Genomic DNA, 18191 nt, shown 5'->3' on the forward strand with positions numbered 1-18191 from the left:
GCTGTGGGGGTTGGGGTAAAACGGTCGGGGGATCAGCTGGGCAGGTTCCACTGCTGGTTGGCTGCGCCGGAGCAGTCCCAGATCTGCAGGCGGGTGCCGTTGGCGGAGCTGGGTCCGGTGGCGTCGAGGCAGCGTCCCGAGGCGGGGTTGAGCAGGGTGCCGTTGCTCTGGTGCTGCCACTTCTGGGCGCCGGTGCCGTTGCAGTCGTACAGCTGGACCTGGGTGCCGTTGGCGGTGCCGGCGGAGGTGAGGTCCATGCACTTGCCGAGCGCCTGCAGCGAGCCGTCGGAGGCGACCGTCCAGCTCTGCGCGGCGGTGCCGTTGCAGTCGTAGAGCTGCACGGCGGTGCCGTTGGCGCTGTTGGCCCCGGCGATGTCCACGCACTTGCCGCCGTAGCCACTGATCTGGCCGGTCGGCGAACCGGTGCTCTGCCCGGCGTTCCAGGTGAAGGTCGCGCTGGTCTGCGCCGGGAGGGAGTAGGTGAAGTGCTCGCCGCCCCAGTTGACCGTCAGCGACTGGGTGGAGCCCGACTCGTTGTAGGCGACCAGGGCCTTGGAGCCGTCAGGGTTCAGCCAGGCGACGTTGGGGACGCTGCTGTTGGCCGTGGAGTCGATCCGGTACGCGCCGGGCTTCACGAACTTGGTGAGCTGGCCCATGTCGTAGTACTCGATGTTGTAGTCGACCTGTCCGCTGCGGCTGTCGCCGTTGTGCACGGTGACCAGGCCGGTGCAGGTGCCGCAACCGCCGTTGTGCGGGCCCATGTTCTGGTCGACCGCGAGGGACCACTTCACCACTGACTTACCCCAGTTGCGGGTGTAGTCGATGATGTTGTTCATGTCTTCCTGCTGCTGGTTGGCGATCCAGGTGCCACCCGAGTGCTCGGTGTCGAAGGCGTTCACGGTGGGGTACTGGTTGTGGATCGTGGTCTGCTCGGTGACGCTGCCCGCGTAGCCGTGCCAGGCGATTCCGCCGAACAGCGGGTCGTTGCGGACCGTGGCGTCGTCCACGGTCGGCGCGCCGTAGGAGGCGTACGAATCCGGGTTCCAGTCCAGGGCGAGGACCTTGGTGCTCAGCCCGGCGGCGTGGAAGGCCGGCAGCAGGTTGGTGCCGGTGAAGAAGTCGAGACCGGAGCCGTTCCACTGCATGGAGGGGTAGCCGGAACAGCAGGTGGGCTCGTTCTGGACGGACACGTAGTCGATGGGCACGCCCTGGGCCTGGTAGGCCTGGATGTACTTCACGAAGTACTGCGCGTAGGCGCTGTAGTACTGCGACTGCAGCCAGCCCTGGCTGTACGCCCCGCTGTCCTTCATCCACGGCGGCGCGGTCCACGGGGTGGCCATGACCTTGAGGCCGGGGTTGAGCTGCTGCGCCTGCTTGGTGAGCGGCAGGACGTCGGCGAGGTCGTGGCTGATGGAGAAGTTGGCCAGATTGGGGTCGGTCTGGCCGGCCGCCATGTCGTCGTACGTGTAGTTGTATCGGGCCAGGTCCGAGGCGCCCATCGGGTTGCGCAGGAAGTCCAGGCCGATGCCCGTGGTGGGATTGAACAGGTTGTTCATCAGTGTGGTGCGGGCAGCGCTGGTGAGCGCGCCGCTGCTGTTCATCAGCCAGGCGGCGGTGTCGGTGAAGGAGGCACCGGCGCCGGTGAACTGCTGGTAGCGGGTGTTCTCGTTGACGTTCACGACCTGCCCGCTGCTGCCGGCGCCCGCGCTGAACGCGATCGGAGCCTGTTGCTGCAGACCTCTGGTGACGGTGCGTCCGCCCGAGTCGCTGGTGCTGGTGAGCCAGATGGAGACCGGTTCGCCGCTGGCGTGCGCGGGGACGGGCGTGGTCGCGAGCAGGCCCGTGGTGGTGAGCACCGCTGCGGCGGTACCGAAGGCCAGGCGGCGGAGCGGGAGTGCGCGAGAGGGGGAAGCAGGCATGGGGGGTACCGCTTTCGGATCCCGGGGGTGGGGGCGGGAGATGGGCAAGGACCGCGCAGAGGGCGCGTGGGACTGCGTTCAGGGCTTGAAGTACGAAAGCCCCTTCTTTCACTTCTTAGTTCAAGACGTGATTGAACTCGTGCCAGCATGGCCGCGTCAAGGGTCTGGACCAATTCCGGTACCCGCCGGTATGTCGTCGGTATGTCGCCACGATGTCACCCGTGTCAGAGGTGACGGTCTGGCAGAATCCGGCTTGTGACTCCCCTGGCGCAACAAACGACGCGTGACCTGCGGTGGCACAATCGCTCCGACCTGCTCGCGCGCCTGTACCTCGGGGAGTCCACCAGTCGGAACGATCTCGCTCGCGCCTCGGGGCTGAGCCCGGCGACCGTCAGCAACGTGGTGTCCGATCTGATCAACGAGGGCCTGGTCGCCGAGGTCGGCTCGGTCAGCTCGGCCGGTGGCCGCCCGCGGGCACTGCTGCGGGTGCGCCCCGACTTCGGACACGTGGTCGGCGTCGACATCGCGGAGACCCGGATCCAGGTGGGACTCTTCGACTGGACCCTGGCCCTGGTCGCCGAGGAGGTCTATCCAGTCGTCGCCACCCGGCTGGAGCCGGTGCGGGTGGTGGAGGTCGTACTCGCCGGGATCGACCGGCTCACCGCCGAGGCCGGGATCGCCCCCGACGACCTCCTCGGCGTCGGTGTCGGTGTCCCTGGCGCCGTGCAGGCGGACGCCCTCACCCCCGAGCGGACGCTGGTGCACGCGCCGACGCTCGGCTGGTCCGAGGTGCCACTGGCCGAGATGCTGGCACGGGAGATCGGCACACCCCTGCACATCGACAACGGCGCCATGGCGCTGGGCCAGGCCGAGACCTGGCGCGGAGCGGCGCGGGGCGCGGAGCGAGCGGTGACCGTCCTGCTGGGCGTCGGCGCCGGAGCCGCCCTCACCATGGCCGCCGAGCCAGGCGGCAGGGCGAGAAGCATCACCATCGAGTGGGGTCACACCGTCATCGAGGTGGGCGGCCCCCCCTGCCGCTGCGGATCGCGCGGCTGCCTGGAGACCTTCATCGGGGCGGAGACGATCCTCCGCCACTACCAGGGCCTTGCCGGAAGCGAACCCTTCATCGGGGTGGGGACCGAGGACCAGCTGGCAGAACTGGTGGGACGCCGTCGCACCCCCGCCCCCGGGGGCGCAGCGGGGGCGAGGGCGGCGGCGAGGGCGGTGGACCAGGCTCTCGGCTCTGTGGTCACCTACCTCGGCATCGGCATCGGCAACCTGGTCAACCTGCTCGGCCCGGACCGCGTGGTCCTCTCGGGCTGGGCGGGTGCGATCCTGGGCCCGGCGCTCCTGCCCGCCGTCCGGGACACCGTCAGCCGGCACACCCTGCCTTACCTCCACGGCCGTACCCGGATCGAGCAGGGCGAACTGGGGCCGGAGGCAGTGGCGTTGGGCGCGGCGACGCTCCCTGTGGCCCGGTTGCTCGCCGACGGCGGGCGTGCCACGACGTCAGCGTAGGAACACCGGCCCGGCCCGGTTCAGTCGAGCGGCTCGGCGCCAGGACGCACGTGGTCAGAGGGGCTGGAGCCGGGTGTGCAGCAGGCAGAATTCGTTGCCTTCGGGGTCGGCCAGGACATGCCAGTTCTCGGTGCCGGTCTGGCCGACGTCGACGGGCCTGGCGCCGAGAGCGAGCAGCCGCTCCAACTCGGCGTCCTGGTCGCGGTCGGTGGCATTGACGTCGATGTGCAGTCGGAGCTTCGCGGTCCGGGGGGCGCTGGTGGGGCTGAGGACGAGGGTGGGCTGCGGGCCGCCGAAGCCGGCGTCGGGCGGCCCGATCTCGATGCTTCCGTCGTCCTCCCGGCCGAGTTCGACGTAGCCGAGGACCTCGCTCCAGAATGCGGCGAGCCGGTCGGGGTCGGCGGCGTCGAGGACCAGCTCACTGATGCGGCATGCCATGCCCGTCAGTGTACGTCGACAACCCGGGAGTCGATCATCTGCCGCGTGCGGGAGGGCGACGCGCTCACTGTTCCTCACTCCCTCGCACCCGGTTTCTGTTACGTCTCCCGCGCGTGAATGATCACAGTGCTGAAAGCACGTGTCCTGCTTGCGCCCTGTTGCGCCGTCAGGAAGATCATGTCCGGACGAAGGGACCAGCTCTCGTCGCCACGGGTCAGGCACCGAGGGCTGAACCGTCCGGCGAACCTCAGCGCCTGCTTGACGCCGACCAGTGAGAGGGTCGGGTCAGGGACGGCGGGAGCTTGGTGGAGGTGTCGCCCTTCGCCGCGTTCAGCTGGAACTGGGTGAGGAAGATGCACCCGGTGAGGTCGGCGCCGCCCAGGTCGGCGTCCCTGAAGTCCGCGCCGATGAGGTCGGCCACGCGCAGATCGGCTCCCCTCAGGTCGGCCCCGATGAGGTAGGCGCCTCGCAGATTGGCTCCTCTGAGATCGGTGCCCTTGAGCCTGGCGCCGATGAGGTCGGCTCCCCTGCGCTCCTTCCGCCGGTGCCCGGCAGCGGCACGCACGAGTTCGCTCGTGCGCAGCAGCAGCTCGTTGACGTCGCTTCGGTGGGCCGCCAGGTCCAGCGCCGTCAGGGCGTCCGGGGCGAGGCGGGTCAGGCGTTCGGTCTCGTCGCGGGCGAGGCCGAGCTCGCGGTGGAGGGGGCGGGCCGGGTCGAGTGCGAGCGCCTCGGTCAGATACCAGAGCAATTCCTGCAGTTGCCGCATGACCGGGAAAACGTCGAACATCTGCCGTGCGGTGTGCGGAGCCTGTCGCCAGTCCTGTCCGCCGAAGGTGACCTGGGAGACCTTCTGCCCCGCGCCGAAGCAGTCGTAGACGGTGCATCCCTTGAAACCCTGCTGCCTGAGACCTGTGTGAATTCCGCAGCGGAAGTCCGTTTGGAGATTGGGGCAGGCATGTCCCGCGGATTTGCTGATCGCGAAATCGGCCGAGGCGGCGAAGGCCGGTACGACGCAGCACAGCGCGAAGCAGTTCCCGCAGTCGGCCCGCAGATCGAGGTGGCCTCCTACGGGGGCCGGCTCTGCGTCTTCGGGTTTCTCGGACAACGTGCGTGGTCTCCTGCTGGTATCGGGGACGGTTCGGTGCGTACGGCGGCGGCCTGGACGGTCAGCTGACGTCCAGGCCGGCCAAGCCTATCGTCCGGGCTCACCCGGGCCTCCGCCGCCGGCCCCGGGACACGTATGCCTACGCCCGGCGCGGCGGCGTCATCAACCCGCTTCGCCCCGGCCGCTGATGGCTGCCCTGTGGTTCCAGCGGTGCTCGACTCTGCCGAGGCGCCAGTAGCCCAGGGCCACCACCCAGACCGCGACGAACAGGCCGACGATCACGAAGCCGACGTTGTTGAGGTTCACCCCCGAGATCCAGTTGCTGACCGGGTCGTCCAGGCCGAGCTGGTCGTGCAGTACGCCGACGAGTTCGATCGTGCCGATCAGGAACGCCACGGCGATCGACAGGCCGGTGATGGTGAGGTTGTAGTAGACCTTGCGCACCGGGTTGGAGAACGCCCAGTGGTAGGCGAAGTTCATGAAGGTGCCGTCCAGCGTGTCGAACAGGCTCATCCCGGCGGCGAACAGCAGCGGCAGGCACAGGATCGCGTACCAGGGCAGCCCGGCGGCGGCGCCGGAACCGGCCATCACCATCAGGGTGACCTCGGTGGCGGTGTCGAAGCCGATGCCGAAGAGCAGTCCGATCGGGTACATCTGGCCGGGTCGGGTGATGGACTTGGTCAGTCGGCCCAGGATGCGGTTCATGAAGCCCCGGTTGTCCAGATGCTTCTCCAACTCGTGCTCGTCGAACTGGCCCGCGCGCATGGCCTTGAAGACACGGTGGATGCCGACCAGTGAGACCAGGTTGAGGGCTGCGATCAGGTAGAGGAAGCCGCCGGAGACGCTGGTGCTGACCACGCCGAGGGCCTGGTGGGCGCTGGACTTGTCATCGGTCAGCGTGGTGACGAAGTGGGCCCCGGCCGCGATGCCTCCGGCCAGGACCACCACGATCGTGGAGTGCCCCAGGGCGAACCAGAAGCCGACCGAGACGGGGCGCTTGCCGTCGGCCATCAGCTTCCTGGTGGTGTTGTCGATCGCCGCGATGTGGTCGGCGTCGAAGGCGTGCCGCATGCCCAGGGTGTAGGCGGTCACCCCCAGGCCCAGACCGAACACCTGGGTGCCGACCTGGTAGTGGTGCGGGGCCACCATGACGGCCAGAATCCCGAAGGCGACGACGTGGAGGGCGGCGATCACCGCCAGGAGGCCGCCGGTACGGAGCCAGTCCTTGCGCTCCCAGCGCATCGGCAGGGTGGCCGCTGTCGCTGTCCCACGCTCAGCAGTGGCGGACGGCGGGGTGGCGTTTTTGGGCAGGGTCATCTCAGGGCAGCCTCTCCAGCACCTCGTGAAGGGGGTCCCCCCGACCGGAGGCCGGGAGGTCATCGTGCGGTGCCGTGGCCGGTCTCCTGGCTGACGGGTCGAACGCTGCCGCAACCGGCCTTCCCAGACACCTGCAGTGTCCAGTGGCCTCCCGCCCTCAGGGGCGGGGGTGGTGCGGCAACTTCCCGATCACAGTGGCGAGGGCCGCTCCGGACTACTGCGACGAGCACAGCGAACCGGTCTTCCCGAACACCACGGCAGGCCCCACCGTAGGGGGCAGCCGTGCACATCGACAAGCCTGCGTAGATGCGCAGGTGTTGCATATCACCCCGAGGCAGGGGCGAAGATGAGCGCATGCACCTGGTTCCCGAGGACCGCGCACACCGGCGCGCGATCGACGAGCACACCGTCTGCGAAGCCATCGAGGGCATCGGCGACACCGCGCAGATCGGCGTGTGGGCCACCCGCTTCGCCCTGCTCGGCGAGCCCGGCAGACTCTCCCTGCTGCTGGCCATCCACCGGGCGGGCCCGATCGCGGTCTCCGACCTGGCCATCGCCACTGGCATCAACGACACGGGCGTGTCCCAAGCCCTGCGTCTGCTCCGGGCCTCGGGTACGGTCACCGCCGACAAGGACGGACGCGTCGTTCGCTACCGCCTGACGGACCCCCACATCGCGGCCCTGCTCAACACGATCCGCCCACCGGCGGCCCTGTCCTGATCAGCGCGCCTCGCGCGGGAGCCAGTGTCCGGCGAGCCAGGATAGGGTCCGCGCCCTTCTCGCCGATCGTGATGACCGTCGCCCTGCGCAACCAGTTCGGCGGCCACGCGCTCCAGAGCCGGGAGGCGGCTCAGTGACCCACCGCGCTCCCGCGTCCGCGCTCCTGCCCGTGCTCGGTCGGCGTGTTGCCGGCTGGGGACTCCGCCCGTGCTCGACCGGTCACGTGGCAGATCCCACTCTGGGACGCCCCCGCCGGTGGGGGTGGTGGGTTCGGAGCCAGCTGCATTACATTGCTGTTGACTATATTTGACAGAGGTTGTTGTATGGCGGTGGCTTGGAGCGCAAGACCGAAGGAGTGGGGATGGGTGGGGGAGGACGGGAAACTGTCGGCATCATCCTGGCGGGCGGTCGCGGGGAGCGCGCGAAGCCGATCACCTTGGAGAGCGCGGACTACATACGAAGCAAGGCGCTGATCCCGTTCGCGGGGCGCCGGTTGATCGAGTGGGTGGTGGACGCCTGCTGCGAGCAGGGGATCCGGCGGTTCTTCGTGGTCGCGCAGGGCCTGGAGAACCGCAGCCAGATCAAGTTGCTGCTCGGCCACGGGGAGCGGCACGGGGTCGAGGTCCAGTACTCGCGGGCCCGGTTCGACCGCTACAACGTCGGCTCCGGCGCAGCCACGCTGCACAACCTCGAGCAGTGGGACCTGGGCGAACAGGCCCTGGTCCTGCCCGTCGACTCAGTGTTCGAGTTTTCCCTGGCGGAGCTGGAGTCCACCCATCGGGCGACCGGCGCTGTGGTCACCGTGGCGGCAGTGGCCCGCTCGGCCGAGGAGGTGGCCGGCAAGTACGGGGTGATGCAGACCGGAGCGGGCGGGCGGGTGACCGGCTTCGTGGAGAAGCCGACCATGGGGCTCATCCGGCGGCTCTTCCCCCACACCGTGGCGCAGAGCGGAGCCACGCTCCCCACGAACGCCGGCATGTACCTCATCGACAGCCGCGGGCTGCGCCTTGCCGCACGCGAACCCGAGCTGATGCGCCAGGCACACCAACGCCTGGACTGGGGCGCGGACCTGCTGCCCTATCTGGTCAGCCACGACCTCCCGGTCGCGGCGCACGAGATCGCGAGGCTGGGCGACCTGGGCAACGTCCAGGACTACCTGCTCACCCTCAGGGACGTGCTGGGCGGCGGCTATCCGCACATGGACCGTCTGATGCCGCGTCCGCACACCCGCTCGCCGCGCTGCTGGGTCCACGAGAGCAGCCTGAACACCAAGGACGAGCTCGCGGGCACGACCCTGGCCGAGAAGATCAGCAGCGGCAGCGTGGTCATCGGCCCTGGGGTGCGGATCGGTCGCCACGTGGAGATCGGCCCCGGCGTGCGGCTGGAGTACTGCGACATCGGAGACGGCGCCGAACTCCGTGAAGGGGCCCGGCTGTCCCGTGCCTCCTGCGGGGACTCGTCCGTCATCGGCCCCTACGCGGACATCCGCGACTCCTATGTGGGTCCCATGGTCGAGGTCCAGTCCGAGCGCCGTAAGCCGGTTCGCCTGGAGGGCTTCACGGCGGTCGGCGACGGCGTCCAACTCCGGGCAGGTACCAGTCTGGAGCGCGTCAGCATCTATCCCCGGCTCAGCGTCCCCCGGTTGTCCAACGTGCCCCCGGGCACCAGCATCACCCACACCGACGACCTCCTCCAATGGGCCTGAGGACGGCTGTAGTGGCGCCGTCGGTGTTCCGGCACGCGTTGCCGGGCAATGTGCTGCGGGTGGCGCCGGGACCTGCTGCCGGCCGGCACGGTGCAGGTGGCGCGGGTGTGGGCGGAGCCGGAGCAGATGCGGCTGCGGATCTCCAGCGACTTCGACGGCCGCACTGTGCACGCGCTCGGAGGTGGCGCTCACCGCCGCAGCGCCCGCGGAAGGCTGAGCAGCACTTCCATCTCGTTGGCGGTGAAGACGGGCCCGAAGTCTCGTCCGACAGTCGTCATCCCTACCCGGCCGAGGGAGGTGCTGGGCTGATTCTGCGGTCGATTTCGAAGGCAAGGCTCAGTTCGGCGACCTCGCGGGGTTCCCCGAGGGAGCGTCCGGTGTGCTCCTCCAGGCGACGCAGGCGATGGCGCACGGTGTTGGGATGGCAGAACAGGGTTTCGGCGGCCAGGTCGGCCGAACCTCCGCTGTCGAGCCAGACGCCGAAGGTCTCCAGGAGCAGGCTCCGCTGAACCGGGGGGAGCCGGTCCAGCTCCGCCAGGACGGTGCGGGCGACGCGTTGCATGATCTCCGGGGCGCTCGCGGCGGCGACGGCCAGGGGGTCACGGTCGAAGACGGTGACCCTGCGGCCCTCGAAGGCACCGAGGAGCGCGATTCTGGCCAGTCGCAGGGCAGGAGCGGTGTTCATCAGGTCGTCGTACGGCGGACTGATCCCGACGTGGCCGACGGCGTTGGAGCCGATGATGCCGGCGAGGCGTTCGACGTTCCGGGCAGGCTCGGGTAGCCGGACGATTCCTACCTCGATGTCGTGCAGCAGGTGCCAGGCCGAGGCCGCGCCGACTGCCCTGAGGGCTTCCTCGGCTCCGCGGACCGCGTGACGTCCGACCTCGGGAACCTGGGCCGCGACGGCGACATAGGGTCCTTGCGGTGGGATGCGCAGGACCGCGGCGGCATCCCAGCCGTCGGTGCCCGCCAGCCGGCCCTCCACCAACGCCCGCACCACGGCCGAGCGTTGCTGCTCGCGACTGAGAGCCTGTGCAGTGAGTTCCTCGCGGTAGCCCTCGGCCATGTGCTGGGTGTAGGTGTCGAGCACCAGCCACATCTCGGACGCGGCCCGGACAGTGACCTCCGCCGGAACACCACCACGGGTGGCTTCCTCGGCCAGGCAGTCCCACAGGAAGCGGGCGGCGACACGGTACGCCTCCATCACCGCCGTCAACGGCACGCCGGCCTTCGCCCGCTGCCGCCCGTTCTCACGCGACTCGGGGGACGAGAGCGCCGGGGCACGGCCAAGGGGGCCGAAGACGTAGGTGACGTTGTCGAGGCAGGTCCTACGCAACTCCCCGCTGCTGACCACGGCATCCGTGCGGTAGACGGGCACGGCCGCCTGGATTCGGGCGACTAGCGCGTCGGCGATCTCCTCGGCCCGGTCCAGCATCCGCGCACCCAGTCGTTCGACCTGGGCGCCGAGACCGTCCTCCGGTGATGGCTGTCGCACGAACCAATGCTACTCGGTTCCATGAGAGGGATCTCCGGGCATTCCCGGGCCACGGCGAAGCAGGATTGTTCCCAGCAACAATCGGAAGGAAGATGCCGTGTTCGTCTGGACATCGACTTCCAAGGCGGCCAGACAGGAGAATTACGGCGAACAAGGGCGATTCCCACACCGTGCGAGGTGCACGGGCGCGTACATGGGCCGGTGGGTGGGCGTCGCGCTCCTACTCCGCATACTCCGAACGGTGGTACAGCGATGAGTCTCGGTGCTCGTGAACAGCAGGAGATCGACAAGGCGAACGCGTCCGGCCTGAAGCCAGTCGTCTTCGTGCACGGTCTGTGGATGCTGGCCTCGAGCTGGCAGCCCTGGCGCTCACTCTTCGAGGAGAACGGCTACAGCACCCTCGCCCCCGCGTGGCCCGACGATCCAGAAACGGTCGCCGAGGCCCGCGCGCACCCCGAGGTCTTCGCCGGCAAGCGGGTGAAGCAGGTCACCGATCACATGGCCGAAGCCATCACCGGACTCGACCAGCGGCCCGTGGTCATCGGCCACTCCTTCGGCGGCCTGATCACCCAGCAACTCGCCGGCCGCGGACTGGCGGCCGTATCGGTGCCGATCGACTCCGCACCGTTTCGGGGAGTGCTGCCGCTGCCGTTCTCGGCGTTGAAGTCCGCTCTGCCGGTCATCGGCAACCCCGCCAACTACCGGCGGTCCATCACCCTTACCTACGAACAGTTCCGCTACGCCTTCGCCAACGCCGTCAGCGAGAGCGAGGCCAGGCGCCTCTACGAGACCTATCCGGTCGCGGGTTCCGGTATTCCGCTGTTCCAGGCCGCCACGGCGAACATCAACCCCGGCACCGAGGCGAAGGTCGACACTGCCAACCCCCGCCGCGGCCCCATGCTGCTCATCACCGGAGAGAGGGACCACATCGCGCCCAGGGCGATCGCCGAGGCCTCCTATCGCAGGCAGAAGCGCAACCCCGCGACCACTGAGGTCCGGGAGATCCCCGGTCGCGGCCACTCCCTGGTCTTCGACAGCGGTTGGCGGGACGTCGCGCACATGGCGCTGGACTTCGCCAAGCAGCACGCCTGACGGGCGTCGGGACAGACTCCTCGCGTAACCCGGTTCCAGGTTCTGCCATTGACGAAGCGTCACCAGGCGCGTGCCGGGCGCCACATGGTTGTCACAACGTGGCCGGAGGCCAGGGTGATCGTGTCTCGGGCTGCGAAGCCGACGCTGGCGTACCGTTTGTCGTTCGCCGGGTTGCACGACTCCAGGTAGGCGGGGGCGCCGATCGCGTCGATGCGCGCCAGGTTCTCCGTCAGCAGACCCATTCCGAGGCCGTGTCCGCGGTGGTGGCGGTGCGTGGCGAGCAGGCTCAGGTAGAAGTGCGGCTCGCTCGGGTGTACCTCCTCCAGTTTGCCGAAGATCTGGAGGATGCCGTCGGCGACGGTTCGATCAGTGATGCCGACCAGGAACTCCTCGAAAGCGCTCTCCTCCTCGGACGTCAACTCGCTGCCTCCCGGCGGGATCCACAGAGCCGCTGACTCGACGTTCCCCGTCACCAGCATCCAGGGGTACCGCAGCGACGACGTGACGGCTAGTCGCCACAACGCCGACGCCTGCTGTGCGCGACGGTCGATGTCCGGGAAGGCCGGACCCCACATCGGGTCGTCGAAGAACGCGGTGGTCATAGCAGCGACGATCGCGTCAACGTCAGCGGCCGTCGCCACCCGAGCGGGCACAGGCGGGGGATGGTCGTGGGCGGTCTTGAAAAGGTCCGCATTCATCGGGTACCCCACGTCTGGTTCCGTCTCGGTTCAGGGCGGCTGCTCCGTGATCGCTGCGATTGGAGATGCCGCAAACTGTGCCTGGGCGGGCATCATCCGTCAAGGGATTCGGTTGAGACATTGCCACTCTGCTACTGATTTCGTTGTTCGATCCTCGATATGAGGCCGACCCTGATAGCCACGACGGTTACGGCTGCGGCAGACGTATCCGCGCCGTTCAGAGCCCGGACCATTCCCCGGGCCGGTCAACCCAGTAGACCTGCGCGGGATCGTGAAGGTCAGTGCCGGGCCGGTACTGCTCGACGAGTGCCTCGAACTGGGCCTGGGTGGCGCAGGGCTCGGTGAGCTCCACGCCGTCATGGCGGACGATCCGGACCTGCCGGAACCGGCCCTCGGGGAAGAACTGCGAGATGTGGACGGGTGCTGCTGCGGCGTTCGGCGGTGTGGTCATGCCATCAGCCTCACTCCGGGATCGGTGCGGCGCACCTCCTGCTCAGACGGGTCTCTCTGTGCGAGGAGCCTCGAACAAGGCCAGCAGTGGCGGGAGCAGCGCGCGTGGGTGAGCCTGTTGGCATGGCCGATGCAGACGAACTGCTGGAGCGCATCCGAAGGGCCCGCGAGTGGGCGCACAGCCGAGCCGAACAGCTCTTCATTGAGGGCAGCAGGCAGAGCGCCGCACACGAGAGCCAGGCCGCCGACATATGGCGACAAGTCGCAGTGCGGACTTCCGTGCAGATGGAGGTGGTAGCGCTGGTCGCGGTCAGGAACGTACTCGACCAGATCTTGGCACCTGGTCCGCAGGCGAGTGGTGAGCGTTGACGCGCAAGGTCTGCTGCGAGCCGACTTGACCTGCCCATTGGGACGTCCAACAGCGACGGGATGAGCCCCATGCGGTGAGCCCGGTCGCTTCGAAGTCCTGACCACCGACCCGCCCGGTCCGACCGCCCGCCGAACAGGCATGTCGAGATCTGACACCGGCCCGTCGGCCGCGCGTTCACCCTGGCGGAAGCCTCAGGGCCCGGTCCACTCGACCCGGCTGACCCTGTGGGCCGGAACCGTGACGACCTTCGACTGATCCTCGTCCAGCTTCAGGTGGAGCCATGCCCCCTCGAACCGAACCGTGGCGGACGTCTGGAGCTGGGGGTCTCGATCGTCGATCTTCTGAGCCTCGATGAAGTAGACCTCGGCCTCGTGCCAGACCCTGATGCGCTTTACGGCAGCATCGGTCGCAGCTTTGAACCGGGCTTCCATGGTTGTCTTGCCGTGCTCTTCCATAGCTTCAGTGTGGGGCGGATCGCACTGGTACGCACGCCACGGGCCGTGCCGGGTTCACGTCTCGAAGCGTGGTGAAGCGCCGCCGACGGGGGAGACGGCGAGGGCTTCAGATCCAGCCTGCGGCGGCCCCAGTAGGCGGGATGCCGGTCAACACGCCGCGACCGGCCCAAGATCCCCAGCCTGCGCCAGTGTGGAACCTACCCTCGCCCTGACCTAGCCAAAAAGGGGATCAACGTGAATCGCAGCATGAAGCGCGCGGCCGTTCTGCTCACTGTGCTCGGCGTGTCCTGCCTGCCCGGAACCGCGATTGCGGACCCCGGGGCCGGCCAGGTCATGATCTTCGGCAACAGCAACCAGCTCGCTGGTGGGGACATCTTCAACGCCGGTCACGACAACATCGTCGGCTCGGGTGACGGAACCAACGCGGCCCCCGGCCTCGGCGTCACACTTCCGCCAGCCGAGAAGGTAGTGGCGATTCGGACCGGATTCGACACGGTGCACCTGCTGTCGCACACGGGAAACGCCACGTTCGCCGAAGACCTGCCGTTCCAATGGACCTCCGTCGTCACCTTCTCCGAGCACTCGACCGCGACCTACCAGGGCAGGGACGCGGACTACAACATCGACGTGAGCCTGGACGCACGTGGCAATCCCCAAGCGTCATGTGAGCCGACTACCGCGAGAGGACGATGCACGATCGAGTTCACGGACGGCTTGGTCGTGACCATGGGTTAGCCGCTCTCCGGTGGTGTGCGGGCGCGCCGCGTGCACCGGCGTGCGTCCCGGTCGGCATTGGCCTGGAACTGCGCCCGACACGCCATGGTGGACTGTGCCATCAGCTGGTGGCAGCCTCGGCTGTTCCGCGCTGCATGCACGGCTCTGGCGCAGCGGGCGGGTTCGCCGCCATGATGTCCCTCCGATCGGCGGATTGGGCTCCGGGGCGGCTTGGTGCTGAGCGGCCTCACAGCCGTCCCGGAGCGAGTTTCACGGGCAAGTCCAGGCGCCTCTCGGGCAGGTCGCGGCCCATGATCGGCTCCTGTACGCCGATATCGGCCCCCCTTTGGGATCCGCACGCCGGGTAGCGGGCTCGCCGAGGGTGTGCGTGTAGAGGGCCACGTAGTGCCCTCCCCCTGTGCGCGGTGTCGTGGTTTTGCCGACCCGGAGCGGGGGCGGGGGAGGAGGGGTGGGCTGGGGGAGTTCCGGTTGTTGGCGCGACCTGACGCAGTGTGTGGTGTTTCGCGGGCGGGGGGTCGGTGTGCGCGGGGATCCGTGTTGGACTCGGTGTGGGCGCCTCGGGTTGTGCGGGTTCGGGGTCCGTGTACGCAGGGCCGGTTCCCTGGGCCGGTGCGGACACCGCGCAGGGGTTCCGTGGCGTCCGGGGAACGGCCCGCCGGCCTTGACCGTTCGCCCGCTCGTCGCGCTGGACCTGCCTGACCGCTCGACCGCTGGACCTGGTGGACCCGGCAGATTTGCTGGTCCTGCTCGGATTCTTGGTGGATGAGGTTGAGGTGGGTCGTCCGGTTTTAGTTTTCCGTTTTCCGTCGGTGGTTGTGTGAGTGCTGTCGGCGGATTTGACGAGGAAGGTTCGTTGTTATGTCGCAGGCGACGAAGGCCGTGGCTCCGAGGGTTCCGCAGGGTAAGTTGTTCATCGCGGGTGGGTGGCGCGATGCGAGTGATGGTTCCACTCGGGCGACGGTGAATCCGGCTGACGGGTCGGAGATTACGCAGGTGGCGCAGGCTACTGCGGTGGATGTGGATGCGGCGGTGGCTGCGGCGCGGGCCGCGTTCACTGAGGGTCCGTGGCCGCGGTTGGATGTGCATGCGCGAGCGCGGTTGTTGACTCGGGTGGCGGAGTTGGCGGAGCGTGACCAGGGGGAGTTGGCGTATCTGGAGAGTGTGGACATGGGTAAGCCGATCATGTTCTCCTCGACGGTGGACGCGCCGATCGCTTCGCAGATCCTGCATTACTTCGCGGGTGCGGTGGCGCGTCTTGACGGGTCGGTGCGTGGGGCGGCGACGGGTACGTTGAACTACACGTTGCGTGAGCCGTTGGGGGTGGTGGCGCCGATCACTCCGTTCAACTTTCCGTTGTTGCTGTCGTTGACGAAGATCGCTCCTGCGTTGGCGGCGGGTAACACGGTGATTCACAAGCCGTCCCCGGCGACGCCGTTGACGGCGTTGAAGATGGCGGAGCTGTTCGCGGAGGCAGGGTTTCCCGATGGGGTGATGAACGTGTTGACCGGGCCGGGGGTGGAGTTGGGTGAGGCCTTGGTGGTGCATCCGGGTATCGACAAGATCGCGTTCACGGGGTCAACCGAGGTGGGTAAGTCGATCATTCGCAAGTCCGCGGATACGTTGAAGAAGACGACGATGGAGTTGGGGGGGAAGTCCCCCAACATTATTTTCGCGGACGCGGATCTGGATGCGGCGGTCCAGCACGCGTTTTTCGGGATCTTCTACAACAAGGGTGAGATCTGCACGGCCGGTTCACGTCTGCTGGTCCAGCGTGAGGTCTATGACCAGGTGTTGGAAGCGTTGGTGGCGCAGGCGGTGGCGGTGGTGCCCGGTGACCCGCTGGACCCGGCCACGTTTTTCGGGCCGTTGGCGCATCGTGGGCAGTTCGAGAAGGTGTCCTCGTATGTAGAGATCGGGCAGAGCGAGGGGGCGAAGCTGGTGGCCGGCGGGCGCCCGTTCCATCCCACCGCCACGCCCGACGGGGGTCTGTACTACCTGCCGACGATTTTCGCGGATGTGGACAACGCGATGCGGATCGCCCAGGAGGAGATCTTCGGGCCGGTGTTGTGCGTGATCCCGTTCGATACCGAGGAGCAGGCTCTGCAGATCGCCAACGGGACTGCGTTCGGCTTGGCGTCGGGGGTGCATACCCGCGACATCAAGAAGGCGCACCGGGTGGCCGCGGGGCTGAAGGCGGGAACGGTGTGGATCAACACCTATAACCAGTTCGACACCACCACCCCGTTCGGCGGCTACAAGGCCTCGGGCTTTGGGCGCGAGAGCGGCTCGGAGGTGCTGGAGAACTACACCCAGCTCAAGTCCGTGTGGGTCGACCTGTCCTGACCTCACCCGCACCACCCCGCACCACCCCGGTCCCGGTGCCGCATCACCCCCGGCCCGACTGACGCCAACTCACCCTCGACCCCGACTCACCCTCGACCCGGACTCGCATCCGACTCGGAGTGGATGCTGGTCCGCTGTGTCCCGGTCTGGTTGATCCCGCCGCGACCTGGCTTGTTGTAGTTGGTTTGGTTGTTGTTTGACGGTTCGCTGTTCGTTCGTGTGTGTCGTCTCGGCTGCCGTGGCCCTCGAAGGAGGGGCGTGGGGGTGGGGGCGGGTCTGTGACGCGCCGCCCGAGGAAGGGGCTTGTCTCATGAAGGTTTCGATTGTCGGTACCGGTCATATCGGGTCGGTGTTGGCTCGTTTGCTGGTCGGTGCGGGTCATCAGGTGTTGCTGGCCAACGCACGTGGTCCGCAGTCATTGGCGCCCCTGGTGGCCGAGTTGGGCCCGGCGGCCGAGGCCCGGGAGGCTGAGGCGGCGGCGCGTGAGGGTGACCTGGTGGTGTTGATGGTGCCATTCGGGCAGGTCAAGGATCTGTTCGCGGCAGATGCGGTGGCGGGAAAGGTGTTGGTGGACGCGACCAACGCCTACGGAGCGGGCGGCGGCCGGGGTGCCGGGGCCGGGCCCAGTTCCAGTGAGTTGGTGGCGGCCTGGTATCCGGGGGCGCGGGTGGTCAAGGCGCTGAACACGATGAACTTCAAGACTCTGGGCGCCTCGGCGATGCGCAGCGGCGATGCGCGGCTGGCGCACTATGTGGCCGGTGACGACCAGGCGGCCAAGGACCAGGTCGCCACGCTGATCGAGTCGTTGGGCTTCGTGGTGGTCGACACCGGCGCGCTGCACGGCGGCAGTGTGCGCCAGCAGCCCGGCAGCGCGGTCTACAACCACCCGCTGACCGCCGAACAGGCACACGCGGCGCTGCGCGCCGACGCCCCACACTAACCCGCACCGCACCATCGCACCCGCACCATCGAGCTGTGTTGTGTTGGGCGGGTGTCGCGTCTGGTGGCGTCCGTGGACTCGGCGTCTTTGGAGGAGGAAGGACCTGTTGTGGAGATCTCGATGGAGTTGAACGGGGCCGGGGTGGATGTCCGGGTTGGGGTGGAGCGTCTTTTGGTGGAGTTCCTGCGTGAGGATCGGGGGTTGACCGGGACGAAGGTGGGGTGTGACACGGGTCAGTGTGGTTCGTGTGTGGTGCAGGTGGGAGGCCGTTCGGTCAAGAGTTGCTTGATGTTGGCGGTGCAGGCGGACGGGCAGGTGGTGACCACGATCGAGGGGGTGGGCGCGCCTGGGGAGTTGACTGCGTTGCAGGAGTCGTTGCGGTTGGAGCACGGCACGCAGTGTGGGTTCTGCACGCCGGGGATGGTGATGGCGCTCTCGGAGTTGCTGGAGCGTTGTCCGCAGCCCCAGGAGGGTGAGGTGCGTTCGTGGTTGACGGGGAACCTGTGCCGGTGCACGGGTTACCAGAGTGTGGTGCGCGCGGTTCAGCGTGTCGGCGCCGGGGGTGTTGTGCCAGGCGGGCCGGGTACGGGTGCCGCGGCTGACCTCGTGCCGGTCGGCGGTGTTTCCGATCCTGCCGCGCCCGCCGCCGACGGCAGCGACGCGCCCGATCCTGTCGCCCCCAGCGCCGACGGCACCGATGGCGCTGCCGTACCCGCCGGTGCGCCCGCGGCTGCCGCACCTGTTGCTGACGGCGTCGTTGGCATCGGCCTGGACGTTGCAGTTGCTGTTCCCGCCGCCGCTGCCCCTGCCCCTGCCCCTGCCCCCGCTGTTGGTGGTGCGGGTGTGGTTTGTGCTGGTTGCGCTGCCGTGTCCGTGGCTGTCTGAGGCTGA

General features: G+C 68.2%; 17 protein-coding genes and 1 riboswitch. Of the genes, 9 read left to right on the plus strand and 8 right to left on the minus strand.

Translation table 11 applies throughout. From position 1 onward, the window contains the following. Nucleotides 1-32 precede the first annotated feature (32 nt). Nucleotides 33-1919 (minus strand): ricin-type beta-trefoil lectin domain protein, encoded by a 1887-nt coding sequence (locus tag ABIA33_RS11950; protein WP_370080269.1) that lies wholly within the window; start codon nt 1917-1919, stop codon nt 33-35. A gap of 255 nt (nt 1920-2174) precedes the next feature. Between ABIA33_RS11950 and ABIA33_RS11955 the strand changes: the two genes are divergently transcribed. Further along, complete coding sequence (locus tag ABIA33_RS11955) at nt 2175-3437, plus strand: ROK family protein (RefSeq protein WP_370080271.1); 1263 nt, start codon at nt 2175-2177, stop codon at nt 3435-3437. A gap of 54 nt (nt 3438-3491) precedes the next feature. Here ABIA33_RS11955 and ABIA33_RS11960 read toward each other — a convergent pair whose 3' ends face one another. The 3 genes from ABIA33_RS11960 to ABIA33_RS11970 form a co-directional block, all read right to left on the minus strand. After that, entirely contained in the window at nt 3492-3875 is a 384-nt protein-coding gene (locus ABIA33_RS11960) for a VOC family protein (RefSeq protein WP_370080273.1), read from the minus strand. A gap of 247 nt (nt 3876-4122) precedes the next feature. After that, nucleotides 4123-4980 (minus strand): pentapeptide repeat-containing protein, encoded by an 858-nt coding sequence (locus ABIA33_RS11965; RefSeq protein WP_370080275.1) that lies wholly within the window; start codon nt 4978-4980, stop codon nt 4123-4125. A gap of 162 nt (nt 4981-5142) precedes the next feature. Then, entirely contained in the window at nt 5143-6297 is a 1155-nt protein-coding gene (locus ABIA33_RS11970) for a HoxN/HupN/NixA family nickel/cobalt transporter (protein WP_370080277.1), read from the minus strand. A 58-nt stretch (nt 6298-6355) separates the two neighbouring features. After that, a riboswitch (cobalamin riboswitch) is annotated at nt 6356-6569 on the minus strand. Between the two features lie 82 nt (nt 6570-6651). Between ABIA33_RS11970 and ABIA33_RS11975 the strand changes: the two genes are divergently transcribed. Continuing rightward, nucleotides 6652-7017, plus strand: a complete 366-nt coding sequence (locus ABIA33_RS11975; RefSeq protein WP_370080279.1) for an ArsR/SmtB family transcription factor — start codon at nt 6652-6654, stop codon at nt 7015-7017. 361 nt (nt 7018-7378) lie between these two features. Further along, nucleotides 7379-8722, plus strand: a complete 1344-nt coding sequence (locus ABIA33_RS11980) for a sugar phosphate nucleotidyltransferase (RefSeq protein WP_370080281.1) — start codon at nt 7379-7381, stop codon at nt 8720-8722. Nucleotides 8723-9002: 280 nt separating this feature from the next. On the opposite strand, the gene ABIA33_RS11985 is transcribed toward ABIA33_RS11980, so the two are convergent. Continuing rightward, the gene (locus tag ABIA33_RS11985; protein WP_370080283.1) at nt 9003-10217 is read right to left on the minus strand and encodes a PucR family transcriptional regulator; all 1215 of its coding nucleotides are present in this window, start codon (nt 10215-10217) and stop codon (nt 9003-9005) included. A 252-nt stretch (nt 10218-10469) separates the two neighbouring features. Here ABIA33_RS11985 and ABIA33_RS11990 point away from each other — a divergent pair, with 252 nt between their 5' ends. After that, complete coding sequence (locus tag ABIA33_RS11990; RefSeq protein ID WP_370080285.1) at nt 10470-11309, plus strand: alpha/beta hydrolase; 840 nt, start codon at nt 10470-10472, stop codon at nt 11307-11309. 59 nt (nt 11310-11368) lie between these two features. On the opposite strand, the gene ABIA33_RS11995 is transcribed toward ABIA33_RS11990, so the two are convergent. Continuing rightward, nucleotides 11369-11911, minus strand: coding sequence for a GNAT family N-acetyltransferase (locus tag ABIA33_RS11995; protein WP_370080287.1), 543 nt, complete (start codon nt 11909-11911; stop codon nt 11369-11371). Between the two features lie 313 nt (nt 11912-12224). Then, a complete protein-coding gene (locus ABIA33_RS12000; RefSeq protein WP_370080289.1) occupies nt 12225-12458 on the minus strand; it encodes a hypothetical protein in 234 nt (77 codons plus the stop codon). A gap of 122 nt (nt 12459-12580) precedes the next feature. Between ABIA33_RS12000 and ABIA33_RS12005 the strand changes: the two genes are divergently transcribed. After that, a complete protein-coding gene (locus tag ABIA33_RS12005; protein WP_370080291.1) occupies nt 12581-12826 on the plus strand; it encodes a hypothetical protein in 246 nt (81 codons plus the stop codon). 192 nt (nt 12827-13018) lie between these two features. Here ABIA33_RS12005 and ABIA33_RS12010 read toward each other — a convergent pair whose 3' ends face one another. Then, a complete protein-coding gene (locus tag ABIA33_RS12010) occupies nt 13019-13282 on the minus strand; it encodes a hypothetical protein (protein WP_370080293.1) in 264 nt (87 codons plus the stop codon). A gap of 234 nt (nt 13283-13516) precedes the next feature. Between ABIA33_RS12010 and ABIA33_RS12015 the strand changes: the two genes are divergently transcribed. The 4 genes from ABIA33_RS12015 to ABIA33_RS12030 all read left to right on the plus strand — a co-directional run bounded on the left by ABIA33_RS12015 (nt 13517) and on the right by ABIA33_RS12030 (nt 18185). Next, nucleotides 13517-14017, plus strand: a complete 501-nt coding sequence (locus tag ABIA33_RS12015; RefSeq protein ID WP_370080295.1) for a hypothetical protein — start codon at nt 13517-13519, stop codon at nt 14015-14017. Nucleotides 14018-14875: 858 nt separating this feature from the next. Continuing rightward, a complete protein-coding gene (locus tag ABIA33_RS12020) occupies nt 14876-16360 on the plus strand; it encodes an aldehyde dehydrogenase (RefSeq protein WP_370080297.1) in 1485 nt (494 codons plus the stop codon). A gap of 238 nt (nt 16361-16598) precedes the next feature. After that, nucleotides 16599-17300: an NADPH-dependent F420 reductase gene (locus ABIA33_RS12025; RefSeq protein ID WP_370080299.1), complete on the plus strand. Its 702-nt coding sequence runs from the start codon at nt 16599-16601 to the stop codon at nt 17298-17300. A 108-nt stretch (nt 17301-17408) separates the two neighbouring features. Continuing rightward, nucleotides 17409-18185, plus strand: a complete 777-nt coding sequence (locus tag ABIA33_RS12030; protein ID WP_370080301.1) for a (2Fe-2S)-binding protein — start codon at nt 17409-17411, stop codon at nt 18183-18185. Nucleotides 18186-18191: the final 6 nt, after the last annotated feature.

Source organism: Streptacidiphilus sp. MAP12-16, assembly GCF_041262165.1.
Classification (GTDB): domain Bacteria; phylum Actinomycetota; class Actinomycetes; order Streptomycetales; family Streptomycetaceae; genus Streptacidiphilus.